Origin of the sequence: Nonomuraea sp. NPDC003804, from assembly GCF_040610675.1 — a bacterium.
In the GTDB taxonomy this organism is placed as follows: domain Bacteria; phylum Actinomycetota; class Actinomycetes; order Streptosporangiales; family Streptosporangiaceae; genus Nonomuraea.
The window spans coordinates 61,106-79,632 of record NZ_JBEXMT010000027.1 but is presented as its reverse complement, the minus strand read 5'-3'; the positions used below and the strand labels follow the sequence as shown (position 1 = coordinate 79,632).

14 protein-coding genes are annotated in these 18,527 nt (G+C 72.5%); 3 read left to right on the top strand and 11 right to left on the bottom strand.

Annotation, left to right across the window (positions count from 1 at the left end; genetic code table 11):
• Window positions 1–35: 35 nt before the first annotated feature.
• The 7 genes from ABZX22_RS31950 to ABZX22_RS31920 form a co-directional block, all read right to left on the bottom strand.
• Window positions 36–1,628 carry a penicillin-binding transpeptidase domain-containing protein gene (locus ABZX22_RS31950; RefSeq protein ID WP_354916166.1) on the bottom strand — a complete coding sequence of 531 codons (1,593 nt, stop codon included), beginning with the start codon at window positions 1,626–1,628 and terminating at the stop codon, window positions 36–38.
• Window positions 1,629–1,703: 75 nt separating this feature from the next.
• The gene (locus tag ABZX22_RS31945; RefSeq protein WP_354916163.1) at window positions 1,704–2,357 is read right to left on the bottom strand and encodes a lysophospholipid acyltransferase family protein; all 654 of its coding nucleotides are present in this window, start codon (window positions 2,355–2,357) and stop codon (window positions 1,704–1,706) included.
• A 453-nt stretch (window positions 2,358–2,810) separates the two neighbouring features.
• Complete coding sequence (locus tag ABZX22_RS31940; protein ID WP_354916160.1) at window positions 2,811–5,111, bottom strand: penicillin acylase family protein; 2,301 nt, start codon at window positions 5,109–5,111, stop codon at window positions 2,811–2,813.
• Window positions 5,112–5,118: 7 nt separating this feature from the next.
• Window positions 5,119–7,332: an FtsX-like permease family protein gene (locus tag ABZX22_RS31935; protein WP_354916157.1), complete on the bottom strand. Its 2,214-nt coding sequence runs from the start codon at window positions 7,330–7,332 to the stop codon at window positions 5,119–5,121.
• Window positions 7,329–8,021 carry an ABC transporter ATP-binding protein gene (locus tag ABZX22_RS31930; RefSeq protein ID WP_354916154.1) on the bottom strand — a complete coding sequence of 231 codons (693 nt, stop codon included), beginning with the start codon at window positions 8,019–8,021 and terminating at the stop codon, window positions 7,329–7,331. The genes ABZX22_RS31935 and ABZX22_RS31930 overlap by 4 nt, the downstream gene beginning before the upstream one ends.
• Window positions 8,018–8,545, bottom strand: a complete 528-nt coding sequence (locus ABZX22_RS31925; RefSeq protein WP_354916151.1) for a PadR family transcriptional regulator — start codon at window positions 8,543–8,545, stop codon at window positions 8,018–8,020. Before ABZX22_RS31925 ends, ABZX22_RS31930 begins: the two co-directional genes overlap by 4 nt.
• A gap of 142 nt (window positions 8,546–8,687) precedes the next feature.
• The gene (locus ABZX22_RS31920; protein ID WP_354916148.1) at window positions 8,688–9,125 is read right to left on the bottom strand and encodes a MarR family transcriptional regulator; all 438 of its coding nucleotides are present in this window, start codon (window positions 9,123–9,125) and stop codon (window positions 8,688–8,690) included.
• Between the two features lie 110 nt (window positions 9,126–9,235).
• Between ABZX22_RS31920 and ABZX22_RS31915 the strand changes: the two genes are divergently transcribed.
• The gene (locus tag ABZX22_RS31915) at window positions 9,236–10,240 is read left to right on the top strand and encodes an SMP-30/gluconolactonase/LRE family protein (RefSeq protein ID WP_354916145.1); all 1,005 of its coding nucleotides are present in this window, start codon (window positions 9,236–9,238) and stop codon (window positions 10,238–10,240) included.
• Between the two features lie 58 nt (window positions 10,241–10,298).
• Here ABZX22_RS31915 and ABZX22_RS31910 read toward each other — a convergent pair whose 3' ends face one another.
• Window positions 10,299–11,282, bottom strand: coding sequence for a tyrosine-type recombinase/integrase (locus tag ABZX22_RS31910; protein WP_354916143.1), 984 nt, complete (start codon window positions 11,280–11,282; stop codon window positions 10,299–10,301).
• A 49-nt stretch (window positions 11,283–11,331) separates the two neighbouring features.
• The gene (locus tag ABZX22_RS31905) at window positions 11,332–12,996 is read right to left on the bottom strand and encodes an acetolactate synthase large subunit (RefSeq protein ID WP_354916140.1); all 1,665 of its coding nucleotides are present in this window, start codon (window positions 12,994–12,996) and stop codon (window positions 11,332–11,334) included.
• Between the two features lie 40 nt (window positions 12,997–13,036).
• Between ABZX22_RS31905 and ABZX22_RS31900 the strand changes: the two genes are divergently transcribed.
• Together ABZX22_RS31900 and ABZX22_RS31895 are read left to right on the top strand one after the other, a co-directional pair.
• Complete coding sequence (locus ABZX22_RS31900) at window positions 13,037–14,458, top strand: wax ester/triacylglycerol synthase family O-acyltransferase (protein WP_354916137.1); 1,422 nt, start codon at window positions 13,037–13,039, stop codon at window positions 14,456–14,458.
• Window positions 14,459–14,468: 10 nt separating this feature from the next.
• Entirely contained in the window at window positions 14,469–15,551 is a 1,083-nt protein-coding gene (locus ABZX22_RS31895) for a winged helix DNA-binding domain-containing protein (protein ID WP_354916135.1), read from the top strand.
• Here the strand turns inward: ABZX22_RS31895 and ABZX22_RS31890 are convergent.
• Both ABZX22_RS31890 and ABZX22_RS31885 read right to left on the bottom strand, forming a co-directional pair.
• Entirely contained in the window at window positions 15,548–17,707 is a 2,160-nt protein-coding gene (locus ABZX22_RS31890) for a SpoIIE family protein phosphatase (protein WP_354916132.1), read from the bottom strand. The two genes, ABZX22_RS31895 and ABZX22_RS31890, sit on opposite strands and share 4 nt — an antisense overlap.
• A gap of 116 nt (window positions 17,708–17,823) precedes the next feature.
• Window positions 17,824–18,444, bottom strand: a complete 621-nt coding sequence (locus tag ABZX22_RS31885) for a TetR/AcrR family transcriptional regulator (RefSeq protein WP_354916129.1) — start codon at window positions 18,442–18,444, stop codon at window positions 17,824–17,826.
• Window positions 18,445–18,527 lie beyond the last annotated feature (83 nt).

Genomic DNA, 18,527 nt, shown 5'->3' with positions numbered 1-18,527 from the left:
GACGCGTGCCGGCGCCCGGCGCCGCTTCGCGGCTTCTAGGGCAGCGAAGCGGCCAGGCCGCGCAGGAAGGCCGCCGCGACGGGCGCGGCCACCTTGCCGCCACCGCCACCGCCCTCGACGACGACCGCGAAGGCCACGTCGCCCCGGTAGCCCATGAACCACGCGTGGGACGGAAGCTCGGGGCCGGTGCCGTACTCGGCGGTGCCGGTCTTGCCGCGCGTGCCCTCGGGCAGACCCGCCGCCTTGGCGGTGCCCTTGGTGACCACGGCCGCCATCATCGACCGCAGGTCTTCGGCCACGTCCTCGGGCAGCTTCACCTCCGCCGCCTTCTGCTTCAGGCCGGACACCAGCGTCGGCGGGCGCCAGGTGCCGTCGGCCAGCGCGGCCGCGACCGAGGCCATGGTCAGCGGGCTGGCGGTGATCCTGGCCTGGCCGAAGGACGCGGCGGCGAGCTCGGCGTCGGACTGGGTCCTGGGGAAGCTGGCCTTGGCCGCGGGGACGCCGACGGCCAGCGGCTGGTTGAAGCCGACCATCTCGGCGGCCTTCAGCAGCTTGTCGGAGCCCAGCCGTTCGGCGGCCATCGGGGCGATGGTCGTGTTGCAGGAGTAGGCGAAGGAGTCGGAGAAGGTGAGCGAGCCGTACTCGGCGTGCTCGGAGTTGCGCACCTTCAGGCCGCCGATGGTGGCGTACTTGGGGCAGGTCACCCGCTGGGCGGGGGAGACGCCCTCGGCCAGCAGGCCGAGCGCGGTGACGGCCTTGAAGGTCGAGCCCGGCGGGTAGCGGCCGTCGAGCGCCCGGTTGAAGCCGCCGCGGTTGTTGACGACGGCGAGGATCTCGCCCGTGGCGTGCCGTACGGCGACCAGGGACGTGGGTTTGGGCAGGTCGCGGACCGCGGTGACGGCCGCGGTCTGCACCCGCGGGTCGAGCGTGGTCTCCAGCGGCTTGCCCTTGCTGCCGTCGATCCTGCCGAGCACCTTGTCGCCGAGCATGATCTCGGTGGCGGGGGTGCCCGCCAGCCGCTTCTGGAAGTTCTCCTGCAGGCCGCCGCGGCCGATCGCGTCGCCGACACGGTAGGAGGGGCCGAGCTTGGCGACGTCCTTGGCGGTGGCCTTGTCGAGGAAACCGACCAGTTGCTGCACCGACCCACCGACCTGGCCGGTGTCGATGCGCTCGCCCGAGGCGTCGGTGATGGCGCCGCGCCGCGGCCAGTCGGTCTTGAGCTTGAAGGCGGCGCCGCCCGTCAGCGACGGGTGGAGCGTGCCGGGCGACCAGGCGACCTTCCACGCGCGCTCGGCGACCTTGAGATCGATCTGACCGGTGTAGGACCACTCGCCGATGTGCCTGAGCGTGAGCGTGGCGGTGTAGGGGGCGGTGGCGGTGTCGTCGCCGTGGTCGACGACCCGGCCCACGGTGATCGCCATCCGCTCGACGTCGAGGCCCTTACGCTGCTGGTCGTAGGCGGCCAGCGACTGGGGCGCCACCAGCTCGGCCGTCATCTTCGGCGTGTCGCCCGCCTGCCAGGCCGCCGCGAAGCGCCGGGCGGTCTCCTCCGGCGAGCCGCGGGTGTGCAGCAGCCAGTAGGCACCGCCCGCGGCGGCCCCCACCGCCAGCACGGTGGCTCCCGACACGATCGCGATCGTCCGGCCACGCGCCACGAGTCACCCCCATGTCCTCGAACGGCTCACGAGCTTAGCGTCGGCCGATCACGACCGGCCAGCCTTCACGCTGGCGGCGTAGGTGGCCACGTACTCCTGGCCCGACAGCTTCTGGATCTCGGCCATGATCTCGTCGGTGACCCTGCGCCTGTCGCGGGCGTTCCTGTGGTCGCCCTCGAAGGTCAGCGGAGCGCCGATCTTGATGCCGATCCTGGTGAAGCGCGGCACCTTGGCTCCCGGCGGCATGACGTTCTCCGTGCCCGACAGCGCCACGGGCAGGACCGGCGCGCCCGTCTTCAGCGCCAGCCACGCCACGCCGATCTTGCCGCGGTACAGGCGGCCGTCGGGGGAGCGGGTGCCCTCGGGGTGGATGCCGAACAGCTCGCCCCGCTCGAGCAGGTCGGCCGCGCTGTCGAGCAGAGCCTGGGCGGCGGTGGCCGTCTCGCGGTCGGCCGGCAGGCTGCCGCCCAGGCGCATGAACCACTGCGAGACGGGGTTGCCGCTGAAGTACTCGCTCTTGGCGGCGAAGGTCACGTGGCGGGGCAGGAGAGCGGGAAGCAGGAAGGAGTCGATGACCGCCAGATGGTTGGCCGCCAGGATGGCGGGTCCCTTGGCCGGGACGTGGTAGGCGCCGGAGATGTGCGGGCGCCACATCACGTGCGCCATCGGCGCGGCGACGAACTTCACCATCTGGTACAGCAACGGCTCTCCTGGGTCGTGGGACGGCGAAGCCCACCCTAGTGGGCCCGGCGCCGGCCCACGTCCCAACGCGGCACGGCGCCCCACCCGTGAGGGGTGGGGCGCCGTCTCCACGTTCAAGGCCGCTGTGGCGGTCGCCTCCTCGGCGAGATGCACAACACGGCTCCAGCCGAACGGTATTCCGTGAAGGCGGTAATTTGCGGCCCGGGGGACACAGACCACAGCGGCCTTGTCGACTCTAACGGACATCCGGCGGTCGCTATTCCATCCTGCCCCAAGACTGGGTCAGCACTTGCCTCACCGGACCCATGAGAAACGGCAAAAGCGCAGGTCACGGCGCTCTGGTCGGCTTTTGTGCAACGGGAAGGAAATCCGCGCCGGGCTCGCCGGCGCCCCGGGTCGTGACAGCCGGCGATCCGCTCCACCGTATGGGCCTTCTCGTAGGGAGCGCCTGCCTCACCCGCGCACCGTGGTCGTCCGCAGATGCGGGTCGGCGGCGATCTCGGCTTCGGTGAAGCGCTCGCTGACCCACTGGCCGCGCGAGAACAGGACGGTCTGGTCGGTGTGGTGGGGCGAGTCGGGGTTGGTGGAGAGCGAATAGGTCAGGATGGTGCGGGTACGGGGCCCGGCGCGGGTGAGCTCGACGGCCATCATGAAGCTGGAACCGGTGTCCACCTCCGGGTAACGCCCGTCGGTGCCGAGCCGGCCGCGCATGCGCACCCTGTCGAAGCAGCCCTCCCCTTCCGTGCAGCCGGGAACCGGGATCGAGGAGTAGTGCTGCGCCTGGCCGGGGGTGAGAGCCAGGGGGATGCGGTTGGTCTGGAAGTAGAGCACGGCATCGGCCAGGGCCTGCCGTACCACCGGGTCGTCGCGTTTGAGCCCCCGAGGGGTGGTCAGCGGATGCGCGGGATCGAACGGCACCCGCCAGGGGGTGAAAACGGGGTCCCCCGGCCTGGTGGGACGCTCCAGCCGAGCGAAGAATTCTCGCCACAGGACGGCCCCCTGGCCGTCCAGGGTGGCGCGCCCGTCCCAAGCACGCAGCGTCCGGCAGGCCGCGCGCACGTTCACCTGCCTGCCGGCGGACGTGGTCAGCTCGGGGTGGGTACGGCACAGCTTCAGCAGGTCCGAGCGCATGAGCTCGAAGGTGTGGTTGCGCTTGCCCTGCGCGGTGGCCTGGAGTGTTTGCAGGGTGAAGCCCGGATCGCCGAGCCCGTCGGTCCCCGACAGCCGCTGGGCGATCATGTCCAGGCTGACACGGGGGCGCGGCTCCAGCTCGGTACGCGCCTCGCCCCACACGCGCGGGTAGCCGGTCAGCGGCGCCGACGGGTTGGTCATCCAGGCGGTGTTGTTGGAGTTGGCCACGTAATCGGCGCGGGTCAGCTTCGGCTGACTGGCCGGCCCGAAGATGCCCGGCACGACGGCGTCGCGGTCCTTGCCCCACAGGCACGCGGAGGTCGAGCCGTCCAGGACGTACGCCTCCAGGCCCGGCATGGGCGAGGGCTTGGCACAGCGGTCCGCCTGGGCGTCGGTGACGTGGGGGACGACCGAGGTGTCGGCGAAGAAGGCGGTCCCACCGGCGTCGGTGGCGAGCGTGTGGACGAACGGCATGCCCTGATGCGCGGTCTGGGCCGCACGGAGCTGGGTGAGGTTCCTCGCCCTGGCCATCGCCAGCCACTCGTCGGCCGCCCGCAGGTTGGCGGCGTTGGCGTCGGCCAGCGCGTAGGCGACCTTGTCGGTCTGCCCGGCGGCCAGCACCGGGCCGTAGCGCGAGGTGTGGAGCGTGTGGGCCACCGTGGTGCCGTCCTGCAGGGTGACCCGCACCTCCTGGCGGCTCATCGGCTCGGCGTGGCCGTCCACCAGGTAGCTGGTGGGGTCCACGAGGTCGAGCTGGTAGAGGCTGAAGCGCTGGGCGTGGGAGACGGTGTGGGTCCAGGCCACAGCCGCGTTGTGGCCGATCTGGACGACCGGCGTGCCGTACAGGCTGGCGCCGGAGACGTCGAGCACGCCGGGGATGGTGAGGTGCACCTGGTAGAAGCGCCGGATGCCGTTCCACGGGAAGTGCGGGTCGGCCAGCAGCATGCCGTGGCCGTCGCGGGTGGCCCGGCGGCCGAGTGCCCAGGCGTTGCTGCCCGCGGCGGGCCGCCGCTGCGGCCCCTCGGCCGCGGCTCCTCCGACGATGTGCTCCTTGAACTGGGAGCTGCTGACCATGCGACCGAGGTCGAGCAGGTTGTTCCAGATGTCGGTGGCGGTGATCCGGCCGACCCAGGCCTTGCCTCGGCAGGTGGGATCCGGCAGGTTCGCCACCCCGGTCTCCTCCAGGTAGCGGTTGTACCCGGCGGCGTAGCCGTCGACGAGCCGGCGCAGCTCGTCGCTCGGGCCCACCGGTGGCGGCTGGGCCAGCAGCCGTCGCACGACGCCTGAGTCGGCGACGCTCTTGTAGTAGACGTCGCTGACCAGGTTGGCGACCGGGCGGACCGGGTCGTCGGACTTCGCCTGGGGGCCGAAGTGCCTGGATCGTTCACCCCGCAGCGTCACCACCCAGGAGGCCAGCACGCACAGGTTGTCCTGCGCGAAGGCGTAGCCGTACCCGAAGCCGAGCCCGCCATAGTCCTTGGCGGACACGTGCGGGAGACCGTACTCGGTGCGCCGGATCTGCGCGGAGTAGCGGGAGTCCGCCGCGCTGGTGGGCACTGCCACCACGACCGCGGTGACCAGGGACAGCGCGATCAACCCTGCCAGTCTCAGCATGAGCGTCATGGGACTCCTATTCGAAACGCGCGTTGTCGGGCGCGGTCATGCGCCTGAGCAGCGGGATGGCCGTGAGGATCACCAGGAGGGACGCGGCCAGGCCGCCGCCGACGGCCGCGAAGTAGACCGGCCCGGGCATCGCCAGGGACGCGCCCTTCATCGCGAGTTGGTCGATGACCGGTTCGGCCACGCCGAAACCGGCTCCGGCGGCGAGCACGGCGGCCAGCACGAGCGGCACCGCCGACTCCAGCAGCACCACCGTGGCCAGGGTGCGCGTGGGCGTGCCGGCCAGCCGCAGCAGGGTGAACGGCTGCCTGCGCTCCACCAGGCCGCCGCCGACCGCCACCACGAGGCTGCAGCCGCCGGCGACCAGGGTGAGGGCGACCATGACCAGGGCCACGTTTTCCGCTCGGATGTACAGGTCCGCTCTGGCCTGGGCGATCTCGGCGAAGGTCATCGGCGCCTCGGCGGTGTAGTCCGCCAGCAGGGTGCGCAGCCGCTCCAGCGTCGCCGCGTCGCCCGTGCCGATCATGACAGCCTCCAGTTCGAGCCCGGCTGCGGAGGCGGACTCGCTGGCCGGCCCCGCCAGCGGAAGGAGCTTGTCGACGGTGAGGGGGTTGTCGGCGCCGACGATGCGGGCGAAGTTGCCCATCACGGCCTGCGCACCCGCGGGGCAGCGACCGAGCATGGGGAAGCGTGCCAGGCTCGAGCACTCGACGACGGATGTCGCGGGTGGCGGGCCGTCCAACGGCGGGCGGATGGTCCCCAGGTCCGCCCTGGCGTAGATCGGCAGCACGTCCGCGCCGGGATGGGCGCGCAGCCGGGCGAGCAGGTCCGCCGACGCCCGTGAGGGCAGGCCGGGGACGCCCGGCCGGGAGAGCGAGGCGCCCAGGACGTTGTTGAGCGCGCCGCCTGCCACGGCCTGCTGGCCCGCGACCACCGCCGGTACCAGGGCCGCGATCGTCGTCCCGATGAACACCGCCAGCACCAGCCCGCTGACCGACCTGAACGCGGCCTTCGGGTCGGCGGCCAGACGCTGCGCGGCCAGCAGCGTCGCCGCGCCGCGGGTCAGCCGGGCCGTCAGGCGCGCGGCCAGCATCGTCAGCCACGGCCCGGCCAGCACCAGCCCGACCATGATGAGCGCGATCCCGGCGTCGGCCCACAGGGCATTGGGTTTGCCGTTCGTGAACGCCGGGCCCGCGAAGAGCCCCAGGCCGGCCAGCAGCGGGACCACCCGCCAGGCCCGCGGCGGTGGCGGGGCGGCTTTCCTTGCCACACCGAGCGGCGAGATCCGCACCCGGCGCAGCGACCACAGAGCGGCGCCGGCCGCGACGAGCGGCACGCAGGCCAGCACGGTCACGTACTGCCAGGGGCTCGGGACGGCCGTCTCGGGGAAGAAGCGCGAACCGGTGATCCGCACGCCGGCCACGGCCGGCCGTACCAGATGGAAGAGCGCGACGCCGGCCAGTGCGCCGAGCAGCGCGCCCACCGCGGCGTCGACCGCGGCGAGGACGTTGACCTGCCGGGAGGTCGCGCCGACCAGCCTGATCGCCGCGAAGCGGGTCTCGCGGCGGGCGGCGGCAAGCCGGGTGGCGGTGCCCACCAGCACCAGCAGCGGGACGATCAGCCCGATCGCGGCGATACCGAACCCGAACCGGTAGACGTCCGCGCTCCCATCGGCCGCGGGGTCGGTGGCGACCGCGTCGACCTGCCGGGTGCCGGTCATGGCGGCGACCTGCTGCGGCGTCCGCCCCACCACGATGGCCAGTTCGTCGGGCCCGGACAGCCCGGCCTGGCCGATCAGGCCCGCCCGCGTGCCGGGGAAGCGGCCGGCGAGCTGCTCGCGCGGCGCCGAGTCCATCAGCCTGGCCAGCGCGGGCGAGGCGTAGTACTGGCCGGGGCGGGGCATGCGGAACAGCCCGGGGATGACCGGCGCCCGGGCGCCGAGCGCCGCCGCGTCCAGCCTCTTGATCGTCTGGCCCGCGTAGTAGTCCTCGCGGAGGTTCCACAGCGCGCCGTCGGCGGTGGCGTCCAGGACCCAGCCGCTGGGCGGCGTGCCGCGCGTGCACTCCCAGCAGGGGCGGTCGTTGGTGGCCTGGAAGGCGTTGAAGAGCGACAGCGTGGCCAGCAGCACGGCCACGCCGACCGCCACCCCTGCCACGATCAGCGCCAGCCGGGCCGCCGTCTCCCTGCCGCTGCGCAGCGACAGCCGCAGGCCCAGGAGGATCATCGGACGACCCCGCCGGCGTACGGGTCGGTCACCCTGCCGTCGCGCACGATGATCTCCCGGTCGGCGCAGGCGGCGACCCGGACGTCGTGCGTCACCACGATCACGGTGGTGCCCTCCTCGCGGGCCAGGCCCACCAGCAGGTCCATCACGTGCTCGCCGGTGAGCGAGTCGAGCGCACCGGTCGGCTCGTCGGCGAAGACGACCCTCGGCCGCGTCACCAGCGCCCTGGCGATGGCCACCCGCTGTGTCTGCCCGCCCGACAGCTCCCCGGTGCGCCGGCCGCCCAGGTCCGCCAGCTCCAGCCGCTCCAGCCAGGAGACGGCCCGCGCGTAGGCGTCCTTGCGTCTTGTACGGCCGAGCAGCAGCGGCAGCGCCACGTTGTCGGCCACGGTCAGCTCGGGCACGAGCTGACCGAACTGGAAGACGAAACCGAAGGCGGTGCGTCGCAGCTCGCTGCGGCGGCTGTCGTCCAGCGTGTCGAGCCGCCGCCCGTCGAACCACACCTCGCCGCTGTCCGGTGTGAAGATCCCGGCGAGTAGGTGCAGCAGCGTCGACTTGCCGGAACCGCTGGGCCCCATGATGGCCACGACCTCGCTCGCGGTCACCGAAAGGTCGGCCTCCACCAGCGCGGCCGTGTTGCCGTAGGAGCGGCTGACCTTCTCGGCCCGCAGCAGTGCGTTGACGATCATCGGCCGCGCACCGTCTCCGCCAGCGCCCCCAGCCGGGCCTGGGTGACATCGATCCACCGCAGGTCGGCCTCCAGACGGAACAGGGCGTGGTCGGCGAGAAGCACGTCGATCAGCGCGCCTTCGCGCCTGATCTCGGTCAGCTCCCGCATGCGTCGCAGGTGAGCCGCGCGCTGGGCATCCAGGTAACCCGCCGCGTCGCGGCCCAGCATCAGCGCCAGCACGACCTTGGTGAACAGCACGGTCTGCAGGTACGGCTCAGCCGCGACCGGCTCGGCCAGCCACGACTCGACCTCGCTCCTGCCGATCGGGGTGATGGCGTAGCGCTTGCGGTCCGGTCCGTCGCCCGGCTCGCTCTGCCCGGCGGTGACCTTGCCGTCCCGGGCCAGGCGGGCGAGCGTGGAGTACACCTGGCCGAACGGCAGCGGCTTGCCCCTGCCGAAGTAGGTGTCGTAGTCGTGTTTCAGGTCGTATCCGTGGCTCGGCTCCCGCTCAAGGAGACCGAGCAGCGCAAGAGGGACGCTCATGGCCGCCGACTATACACTGAGGGTATATCTGCGGTGCATAAGCGCATCTGCGCTGTTGATCTGTAAGACGGCCCGGTTCGGCTCCGGGCGGCCTGCCCTGCTCGGCGCGTTCAGCGGCGGCGGCGGCTTCCGCCCTGGGATCTCACCCGTGCGACCGCAGGTGGTCGATGCACCGGCCGAGCAGGGCGATGAGCGTCTGCCGCTCCTCCTCGCTGAACGCGGCGGCCAGTTCGCGCTCGACCCGCACGGCGCGGGGGTCGGCCTCGGCCAGCACCCTCTCGCCCTTCTCGGTGAGCCGGGTCTCCAGGATGTTCTTGTGCCACGCGTGCGGGGTGCGCTCGATGAGGCCGTTGTCCTGGAGGTTCCTGAGCACGGTGTTCATGGTGGGCGCGGTGACCGCGCAGGCCCGTGCCAGCGCCGCGGCGGAGATGCCGGGGTTGTCGGACAGGTGAAGCAGCGCCGCGTACTGCGGCACCGTCAGGCCGGCCCCCTTGAGCGCGGCGTGCTTGGCCGCGATGAGCGCCTGTTCGGCGCGCTTGAGATGGCTGCCGAGGCGCTCGGGAACCGGCATCGAGGTCATCTCCGCATGGTAGCGGCCCTGTGTATTCGCCTGTTGACGAGCATTAGAACTCTAATTATCGTGTGTATTCATCCAAACGATAGAGACCTATCAATCTGAGGAGCAGTCGCATGCCCCCCTTCCGTCAGGCCGTCGCGGCCGCGGCCCTCGCCCTCCTGACCTGCGCGGCCCCCGCGCAGGCCGGTACGGCCGGCGCCGCCGTACCCGCCCACGCCGCGGCGCACGCGCGGATCTCCCCCGCCTACGAGCTGCCCGGCGAGCGGGTCTACCCCGAGGGAATCGCCGCCGACCCTCGCACCGGAGACCTCTACGCCGGCTCGTACACCGACGGCACGATCTTCAAGATGACGCCAGGCCGGCGCACCGCCACGATCTTCCTGCCGGCGGGGGCGGACGGGCGCGACACCGCCAACGGGCTGAAGGTGGACCGCCTCGGCCGCCTGTGGGTGACCGACTCCACGACGGGCGTGTCCGTCTACGACACCCGCAGCCGCCGCCTGCTGGCCGCCTTCACGGTCGAGGGGCGCGAGCCCCGCTTCGTCAACGACGTCGCGATCGCCCCCGACGGCACCGCCTATCTCACCGACAGCGTCCGCGCGGTGGTCTATCGCGTCACGCCCGCCCAGCTGGCCGCGGCCGACGACAGGCCGGGGAAGCTCGAGCCCCGCTTCGACCTCAAGGACGCGCTGGCACCGCACGAGCCGGGCGCCTACACGCTCAACGGCATCGTCGCCGACCCCTCCGGGCGCTTCCTGCTGACCGCTGACATGGCCGGAGGCCACCTCTACCGCCTCGATCTCGCCTCGGGCGCGATCGGCAGGGCCGCCCTGAACGGGGGGGACATGAGGTACGCCGACGGGCTGGACCTGCGGAACGGCACGCTGTGGGTGGCCCACAACGTCACCTGCACCGTCAGCCGGTGGCACGTCGCCGCCGACGGCACGTCCGCCCGTCTGGAGCGGCGGGTGACCGACGACGCGCTGCAGTTCCCGACCACGCTGGTGCGCAGCAGGGGAACGCTCTACGTGGTCCGCTCCCAGTTCGACAAGGGCGGTCCGCTCGGCGAGGGGACGCCGCAGCGGCCCTTCACCATCGCCGCCGTGCGCGGCCTGTGAGATCCCCGCGGCCAGGCGCGGCGCGGCGGCCAGGGAGCTCGAAGGCGGCGCGCCACCGTCAGGGGAGGGGGCGGGCCTGCGGCAGCCGGAGCCGGTCGACGGCCTCGCGGCGGGTGTTCTCGGGCCGCCGGTCGTAGCGCGCGGTGGTGGCGGGGGAGGAGTGGCCCACCAGCGCCTGCGCGGTGGCCAGGTCCACCCCCGCGTCGAGCAGCTCGCCGATGAACGTCCTGCGGAAGTCGTGCGCGGTCCGCCTGCCGGCTCCCGCCTCGCCGAGCCGCCGCGCCAGGATGTCGGCGATGCCCTGCCCGGTCAGCGCGACCGGCCGCTCGTCCCGCGTCCGCAGCCGTCCTGACCGGCTGATCGGGCAGAACAGCGCCCCCGCCGCCCGCCCGCGTACGGCCAGCCACCGCTCCAGCAGGCCGATCGCGTCGCCCGTCAGGTAGACCAGCCGCTCCTTGTCGCGCTTGCCGCGCACCCGCAGCGAGCGGGCGGCCGGCTCGTAGTCGGCCAGCGTGAGCCCGGCGATCTCGGCCCGCCGGCAGCCGGTGGAGTACAGGGCGGCGATGAGCGCGGCGTCGCGCCGCCCGGCGGGCGCGTCGTCGCAGGCCGCCAGCGCCGCCCCCACCACCTCCGGCGGCACGTGCTGGCCGGCGGGCAGCCGCGTGTGCGTGACGGGAGCCAGGTCGGCGGCCCTGGCGTAGTCCTCGGCGCTGGTCTGCCCGAGCCGCCAGGCCTCCTTCAGCACCCGCCGCAGCGCCACCAGGTGCTTGTTGACGTAGGCGGGCGACCAGCCCTGCTCGGTGAGCACGGTCCTGATCCGCACGGTGTGCTCGTAGCGCAGCAGGTGCCACGGCATCCCGGCGCCCGTCACCGCCTCGTCGCCCGTCAGCACCCGCGCGATGCGGTCGAGGCAGCCCCGCATCGTCCTCCTCGACTCGGCGCTGGCCAGGGAGTCGAGGTAGACGTGGTAGGGGTCGCCCGCCGGCCGTACGGCAGGGGCGGGCGGCCGCGGGCCATCGGTGACTACGGCGGGCGCGTCCATCGGCCCGATCTTAGAGGGTGCGGTTCCCGGAGGGCGCGCTCGCGCGGGCTCACGCGTCGCCGGCCGGGGGCGTCACCCCCAGGCCCGCGAGCGACTCGGTGAGCGCCAGGTTGGCCGAGTAGTCGACGGGGACGGCGATCACCGACACGCCGTCGCCGTCCAGCGCCTCGCGCAGCGTCGGCAGCAGTTCGGCGGCCGAGCGCACCCGGTAGCCCCTGGCCCCGAAGCTCTCGGCGTACTTCACGAAGTCGGGGTTGCCGAAGGCGATGTTGGAGCTGCGGCCCAGCTCGAGGCCCATCTTCCAGTCGATGAGCCCGTAGGCGTCGTCCTCCCAGATGAGCACCGTGATCGGCACGCGCTCGCGCACGGCGGTCTCCAGCTCCTGGGAGTTCATCAGGAACGCGCCGTCACCCGTGGCGGCCAGCACCCTGCGCGAGGGGAAGGCGAGCTTGGCCGCGATCGCGCCGGGCACCGCGAACCCCATGGACGACAGCCCGTTGGAGACCAGCATCGTGTTGGGCTCGTAGGTGGGGTACATGCGCGACATCCACATCTTCACCGCGCCCGTGTCGGCCAGCACGATGTCGTCGCGTCCCATCGCCTGCCGGATGTCGGCGACGATCCGGCGCGGCGTGAGCGGGAAGCCGTCCTCGTGTCGCCCCTGCTCGAACTCCTCCCTGACCAGCCGGCGCACCTTCTCCACCGTCGGGCTGGGCGTGAAGCGGCGGTGCACCGCCTCGCCGAGGGCGTGCAGCGACCTGGAGATGTCGCCCTGGATGCCGACCGCGACCGGGTAGTGGTCGTCGACCTCGGCGGGGAACTGGTGCATGTGGATGATCTTCTTCGACCGGTCGGGGTTGATCTTCACCGGGTCGAACTCCTGGAGCTCGTAGCCCACGCTGATCAGCACGTCGGCCTCGTCGAAGGCGAAGTTCACGTGGTCGTGGCGCATGAAGCCGAACGCCCCCAGCGCGTGCCGGTGATCGTCGGGGAAGACGCCCTTGCCGTTGAAGGTGGTCGCCACCGGCAGGCCGAGCCGTTCGGAGAAGCGGACGAGCGCGTCGCGGGCGCCGGCCCTGGTGGCGCCGTGGCCGGCCAGGATCACCGGGCGGGCGGCCGTGGCCAGCAGGTCGGCGGCACGGGCGATCTGCGCGGCCGACGGGTCCACCGGGCGCACCACGTTCACCGGCAGCGGCCCGACCCCGTCGGGGACCTCCGCCTTCTCCACGTCCTCGGGGATCGCCAGATACACCGCTCCGGGCCGCTCGGTCTGCGCGGTCTTGAACGCCTTGCGCACCATCTCGGGAACGGCGGCGGCGGTCGGCACCAGCTCCGACCACTTGGTGATCGGCCTGAACAGCGACACCAGGTCCACGATCTGGTGCGACTCCTTGTAGATGCGGTCCAGGCCCACCTGCGCGGACACGGCGACCACGGGAGTGCTGTTGGTGGTGGCGTCGGCGACGCCCAGCTGGAGGTTGATCGCACCGGGGCCGAGCGTCGCCGAGGCGACCCCGGCCTTGCCCGTCAGCCTGCCGTAGATCTCCGCCATGAAGGCAGCGCCCTGCTCGTGGCGGACCAGGACGTAGCGGATCGAAGAATCGTTCAACGCGTCGACGAAATGGATGTTTTCCTCACCCGGGATGCCGAAGACGTACCGCACGCCCTCCGCCTCCAGCGCCCGGACCAGCAACCTGGCGGCAGTGCTTGTCATGGTCTCTGCAGCAATGCCGATTCTCGGTAAATTTCCTGGTATGGCGCAACTGTCCGCTCTCGACGCGCAGTTCCTCAACTTCGAGACCGCCACGAATGTGGCCAACATCGCGGGACTGGCCGTCCTCGACGGTCCCCTCCTCAGACGCGACCTGCAGGACCTGCTCACGCAGCGGCTCCCGCACGTGGCGGCGATGCGGCGCAAGCTGGTGCCGGTGCCGTTCGGTCTCGACCACCCCTACTGGGTGCACGAGGACGACCTCGACCTCGACTACCACGTCAGGGAGATCGGGCTGCCCCCGCCGGGTGACGACAGGCAGCTGGCCGAGCAGGTCTCCCGCCTGCACGCCCGCAGGCTCGACCGCAACCGCCCGCTGTGGGAGATCTACCTGATCCACGGCCTGGCCGGCGGCCGTACGGGCCTCTACACCAAGATCCATCACGCGGCGGTCGACGGCGTCGGCGGCGCGGACGTGCTGGCCGTCCTGCTCGACCTCACCCCCGTCCCGGCGCCGCCGCCCGAGGTCGAGCCCGAGCCTGACGAGCCGGCGCCGAGCCCCCTCGAGATGGTCGGCAGGGCGCTGACCAGGCTGGCCGCCAACCCCGCGCAGGCGGTGAAGTTCGCCGCCCGGGCGGTGCCGCACCTGGACGAGATCCCCGTCGTGTCGAAGGTGCCCGGCGTGGAACTGGTCTCGGGCCTGGCCCGCACGCTCGCGGGCACCGGAGACGCGCCGGCCCTGCCCGCCCTGCCCGCGCCGCGCACCCCGTTCAGCGGCCCGATCTCCGCGCACCGGCGCGTCGCGTTCGTGTCGCTGCCGCTGGAGGAGATCAAGGAGGTGCGCAAGGCGTTCGGCGTGACGGTCAACGACGTGGTGATGGCGGTGTGCGCCGGCGGGCTGCGCGCGTGGCTGGCCGCGCACGGCGGGGTGCCCGACCGGCCGCTGGTGGCGGGCGTGCCGTTCTCGCTGCACGAGCGCGGCCCGGGCAACCAGGTGACGATCATGACCGCGCCGCTGGCCGTCCATGTCGAGGATCCCGTGGCGCGGCTGGAACAGGTCCAGGCGGCGATGGGCCGGATCAAGGAGCGCTTCTCCCTGTCCCCGGCGCGCTGGCTGAGGGAGTTCAGCGAGTCCATGCCCGCCGCCCTCATGGGCCTGGCCGCCCGCTCGGCCTTCCAGCTCGTCGGGCACACCGCGCCGCCGATCAACGTGACGATCTCCAACGTGCCGGGGCCGCAGTTCCCCCTGTACGTGTGCGGGGCCAGGCTGCTGACCTTCTACCCCGTCTCCGTGATCACCGACGTCAGCGGCGGCGTCAACATCACCTGCTTCTCCTACGACGGCGCCCTGAACATCGGCGTGGTCACCGACCGCGACATGATCCCCGACGCCTGGGAGATCACCGACAGTCTCAGGGACGCGCTCGCCGAATTGAGGAACGAAGTCTTCCGCAAGAGGCCCTAGCGTCACCGGTATGAAGCTGACGCGCAGGACACTCAACCGGACCGCCCTCGACCGCCAGCTCCTGCTGCGCCGCGCGCAGACGACGCCGCTCGAGGCGGTCCGCCGGCTCGTGGCGGTGCAGGGACAGGAGATCGACGCCCCCTATTTCGGCCTGTGGTCGCGCCTGGCCGGCTTCACCCAGGACGACCTGTCCGGCCTGCTGTACGGCCGGCAGGTCGTGCGCGGCTCGCTGCTGCGCGGCACCCAGCACCTGACCGCCGCCGCCGACTACCTGTGGCTGCGCCCGCTCATGCAGGCCACGCTCTCCCGCACCCGCCAGGCCGCCTTCGGCAAGGCCACCGGCGGCGTCGACCTGGAGGAGCTGGCCGCCCTGGCCAGGGAACTGCTCACCGGCCGGACCCTGACCCGCCCCCAGCTGCGCGACCTGCTGGCCGCCCGCTGGCCCGAGGTGCAGCCGCTGGCCCTCGGCTGGTCGGCCCAGGCGCTGCTGCCCCTGGTGCACACCCCGCCCAACGGCATCTGGGGCACGGGCGGCGCCACGCCGTTCACGCTCGCCGAGGAGTGGATCGGCGCCCCCCTGGCCGCCGAGCTCGCGGTGGAGCGGATGATCGAGCGGTACCTGGCCGCGTTCGGACCGGCCGGCGTGAAGGACATCCAGGTCTGGTCGGGGCTGACCAGGCTGCGCGAGGTCGTCGAGCGGATGCCGCTGCGCCGCTACACCGACGAGAACGGCCGCCCCCTCTACGACCTGCCCGAGGCCGAGCTGGTCCCCGAGGACGCCCCGGCCCCCGTACGGTTCCTGCCCTGGTTCGACAACCTGGTCCTCGCCTACGACGACCGCTCCCGCATGATGACCGACGAGCACCGCAAGGTGGTGTGCGTCGGCGCGGTCACCAACCCCGTCATCCTGGTCGACGGGTTCGTCGCGGGCATGTGGTGGCTGACCGGCGAGGGCCTGGAGATCCGGCCCTTCCGCGAGCTGCCCGCCGCGGTCATGGCCGAGGTCATGGCCGAGGCCGGCCGGATGCTCGCCTTCGCGGGACGGCCGGAGGCGGAGATCAGGGTCACCGCGGAGGGCGCCGTCGCGCGCTAGGAGGCCGGCTCGGCCGTGAGGCGCAGCAGGAGCAGCGCGACGTCGTCGCTGCGCCGGTTGGCGCCGCGCGCGCCGCCCATCAGGATGTCGGCCAGTTCGGTCAGCGGCAGGTCGCCGGAACGCCCGAGCTCGGCGCCGAGAGCGGCCAGGCCGTCGTCGAGGTCGAGCCCCGGCACCTCGATCAGGCCGTCGGTGTAGAGCGACAGGAGACTGCCGGCCTCCAGGGCGATCTCGGTGCACGGGAACTCCGCCTCGTGGTCGACGCCCAGCAGGAGCCCTCCCGGCACGTGGATCACCTCCACGCGGCCGTCGGGATGCCGGACGAGAGGTTCGGGGTGACCGGCGCGGGCCAGGCGCGCCACCCGGAGCCGCAGGTCGAGATGGACGTAGGCGCAACTGGCGAACAGGCCGGGGTCGAGGTCGGTGAGCAACTGGTTGGTGCGGGTCATGACCTCGCCCGGATCGGCGCCGGCCGCGGCGTAGGCGCGCACCGCGGTGCGGAGCTGGCCCATGAGGGCGGCGGCGGTGACGTTGTGCCCCTGCACGTCGCCGATGACGGCCGCGGCGGCGTCGCCGGGCAGGCGGATGACGTCGTAGAAGTCGCCCCCGATGTCCATGCCCTCGGTGCCGGGCAGGTAGCGGGCGGCCGCGGCCAGCCCTGGCACGTGGGGGAGGGCGTGCGGCAGCAGGGCCTGCTGCAGGCCGTGGGCCAGCTCCACCTTGGCGTCGTACAGCCGGGCACGCTCCAGCGCCTGGGCGATCAGGCCGCCCAGCGAGGTGAGGACGGCGCGCTCCTCGATGGTGAAGCGGTGGGGCTCCCTGAAGGCGAGCACGCAGGTGCCGATGGGCCGGCCGGAGGCGATCAGCGGCATGAGCGCCCAGGCGGCCATGCCGTCGTCCGGCGCGACGGCCATCGGGTAGACCCGGTACAGCGCCTCGTGCGACTCGAAGAAGTTGGGCACCCCGGTGACCATCGCGCGCACGCTCGGGGTGGGCGCGGTCTGGGACAGCCTGCCGTACTGCTCGATGATGTGCGGCGGGAACCCCCGGTGGCCGACGACCCGCACCCGTCCGTCCTCGGCCGTCAGCAGGGCCACCGCCTGGGCGCCGAACGCGGGCATGATCTGGTCGGCGACCAGGTCCAGCACGTCCTGCACCCCGGCGGCCTGCGTCAGCGTGCTCGCCAGATGGAGGATGTGGTAGATCGCTCCAGCCCGGGCGGGCAGCGCCACGTCGATCGGCTGCGTGGCGGCCGGGACGGCCTGCGCCTCCGCAGGCGCCGGGGTGATGCGCGCGGTGATGCCGGAGATCGAGGGATACAGGTCGAAGGCCAGCCACCGGTCCGGCGGGCGCAGCGCCACGAACGAGGACGGCCGCTGGCTGATCATCGCCCGGCGGTAGTGGTCCTCGTAGACCGGATCGTCCAGCCACGGCAGCACGACCCAGGGCCGGGCGCCGATCAGCCGCAGCGGCGACTCGCCGAGCAGGGCGGACCCCTTCGGGCTGACGTAGGTGACGCGGCCGTTGACGTCCAGGGTGCACAGTCCCTCGGGCAGCCGGGCCACCATCGCCCCGAGCGCGACGGCCGGGTCGGCGCGCGCCGCGTCGAGCGAGCCGGTGCCCCGTTCCAGGGAGGGGCCGCCGGCGGTGACCGTCTCCAGACGGCGGGCCAGCGTGTCCGCGGCGGCCGTGAGCCGGTCGCGCATGTGCGCCGGTGGTGGCGGATAGGAGCCCGACCACACGATGAACATCGCCCCCCAGTCGCCCGCCGAGGTCGACAGCGGGAGGGCGGCCAGGGAGTAGTCGTAGGGGAGGGCCACGGCGATCGACGGATAGCAGCGCACCATGTCGCGGGCGCTGCCCACCCACACCAGGCGCCGCTCGCGCAGCGCGTCGGCCACCGGGACCGGCGCGGACCGGCTCACCCGCTCCCACGGCTGGACGAACTCCCGGGGCAGCCCCAGCATCACCCGTAGTTCCAGCACCTGGCCGTCGGGAGACAGACGGTAGACCGCGCCGGTGTGGGCGCCGATCGTCTCCAGCATCTCGGTCAGGCCCCTGGCCATCAGGTCGTGGTCGTCGTGGCTGTCGTGGCCGTCGTGGCCGTGTCCGTCGTCGAAGGCGTCGACAGCGTCGGAAGGGGGGAACCGTCCCACCAAAGTCACCACCCCCGAGGCGCCGGATCCTTACATATGGGACGGTACCCCGGCTGACCTGGAGCTTTCTCCTCCTGCCGGTCGGCACGCCGCAAGCCCCGGCCGGCGGCGGGCGTTCAGACCGCCCGTACGGCGTACCCGCCGAACGACGACTCCAGCAGGCCGAACGCGGTCGTGGCCGCCTCCTTCAGCGCGGCGGCGACGGCGTCGGGGTCCTCGTGCGCCAGCGTGCGCCGCGTCAGGTCGGCGAACAGCACCCGGTGGACACCGGCGAGCGCCGAGGCGGCGACCCGGGCGTCCAGGTCGCCGCCCAGCTCGGCCGCCAGCGCCTCCTCCCGCTGTTCGTGCAGCTCGCGCAGGCGGGCCACCAGGGTGGGGCTGTCGGCGATCATGCGGGTGAACGGCTCGCCCGCGAACCCGATCACCGGGTCGCGCCGCTCGACCGCCGCCAGGAACGCCTCGCGCAGCGCCGCCAGCGCCGACTGCCCGGCCGCCCGCCCCCTGACCGTCGCCGCCAGCGAGGCCACGAACTCCTCGTGGTGGTCGAGCGCCATGTCCTCCTTGCGGGAGAAGTAGTTGGTGACCGTCATCTTCGCGACCCTGGCGGCGGCGGCGATGTCGGAAATCGTGGTCCGCTCGAAGCCGCGCTCCACGAACAGGCGGGTAGCGTGGTCGGAGATGGCCTGCCTGGTCTCTCGCTTCTTCTGTTCCCTCAAACCCAGCGCGTCGGTGCTCATGGGCACCACCCTCTCACAAATTTTTAGGTCCGACATCATTTTAGGTTGACACTATCTATGGTTGACCCTAATCTTATGTCCAT

Coding starts and splice junctions, on each gene's coding strand:
- ABZX22_RS31935 (WP_354916157.1), bottom strand. CDS start 7,332: ATGATCCTCCTGGGCCTGCGGCTGTCGCTGCGCAGCGGCAGGGAGACG.
- ABZX22_RS31885 (WP_354916129.1), bottom strand. CDS start 18,444: ATGAGCACCGACGCGCTGGGTTTGAGGGAACAGAAGAAGCGAGAGACC.
- ABZX22_RS31900 (WP_354916137.1), top strand. CDS start 13,037: ATGGCGCAACTGTCCGCTCTCGACGCGCAGTTCCTCAACTTCGAGACC.
- ABZX22_RS31925 (WP_354916151.1), bottom strand. CDS start 8,545: ATGAGCGTCCCTCTTGCGCTGCTCGGTCTCCTTGAGCGGGAGCCGAGC.
- ABZX22_RS31940 (WP_354916160.1), bottom strand. CDS start 5,111: ATGACGCTCATGCTGAGACTGGCAGGGTTGATCGCGCTGTCCCTGGTC.
- ABZX22_RS31910 (WP_354916143.1), bottom strand. CDS start 11,282: ATGGACGCGCCCGCCGTAGTCACCGATGGCCCGCGGCCGCCCGCCCCT.
- ABZX22_RS31930 (WP_354916154.1), bottom strand. CDS start 8,021: ATGATCGTCAACGCACTGCTGCGGGCCGAGAAGGTCAGCCGCTCCTAC.
- ABZX22_RS31915 (WP_354916145.1), top strand. CDS start 9,236: ATGCCCCCCTTCCGTCAGGCCGTCGCGGCCGCGGCCCTCGCCCTCCTG.
- ABZX22_RS31905 (WP_354916140.1), bottom strand. CDS start 12,996: ATGACAAGCACTGCCGCCAGGTTGCTGGTCCGGGCGCTGGAGGCGGAG.
- ABZX22_RS31920 (WP_354916148.1), bottom strand. CDS start 9,125: ATGACCTCGATGCCGGTTCCCGAGCGCCTCGGCAGCCATCTCAAGCGC.
- ABZX22_RS31895 (WP_354916135.1), top strand. CDS start 14,469: ATGAAGCTGACGCGCAGGACACTCAACCGGACCGCCCTCGACCGCCAG.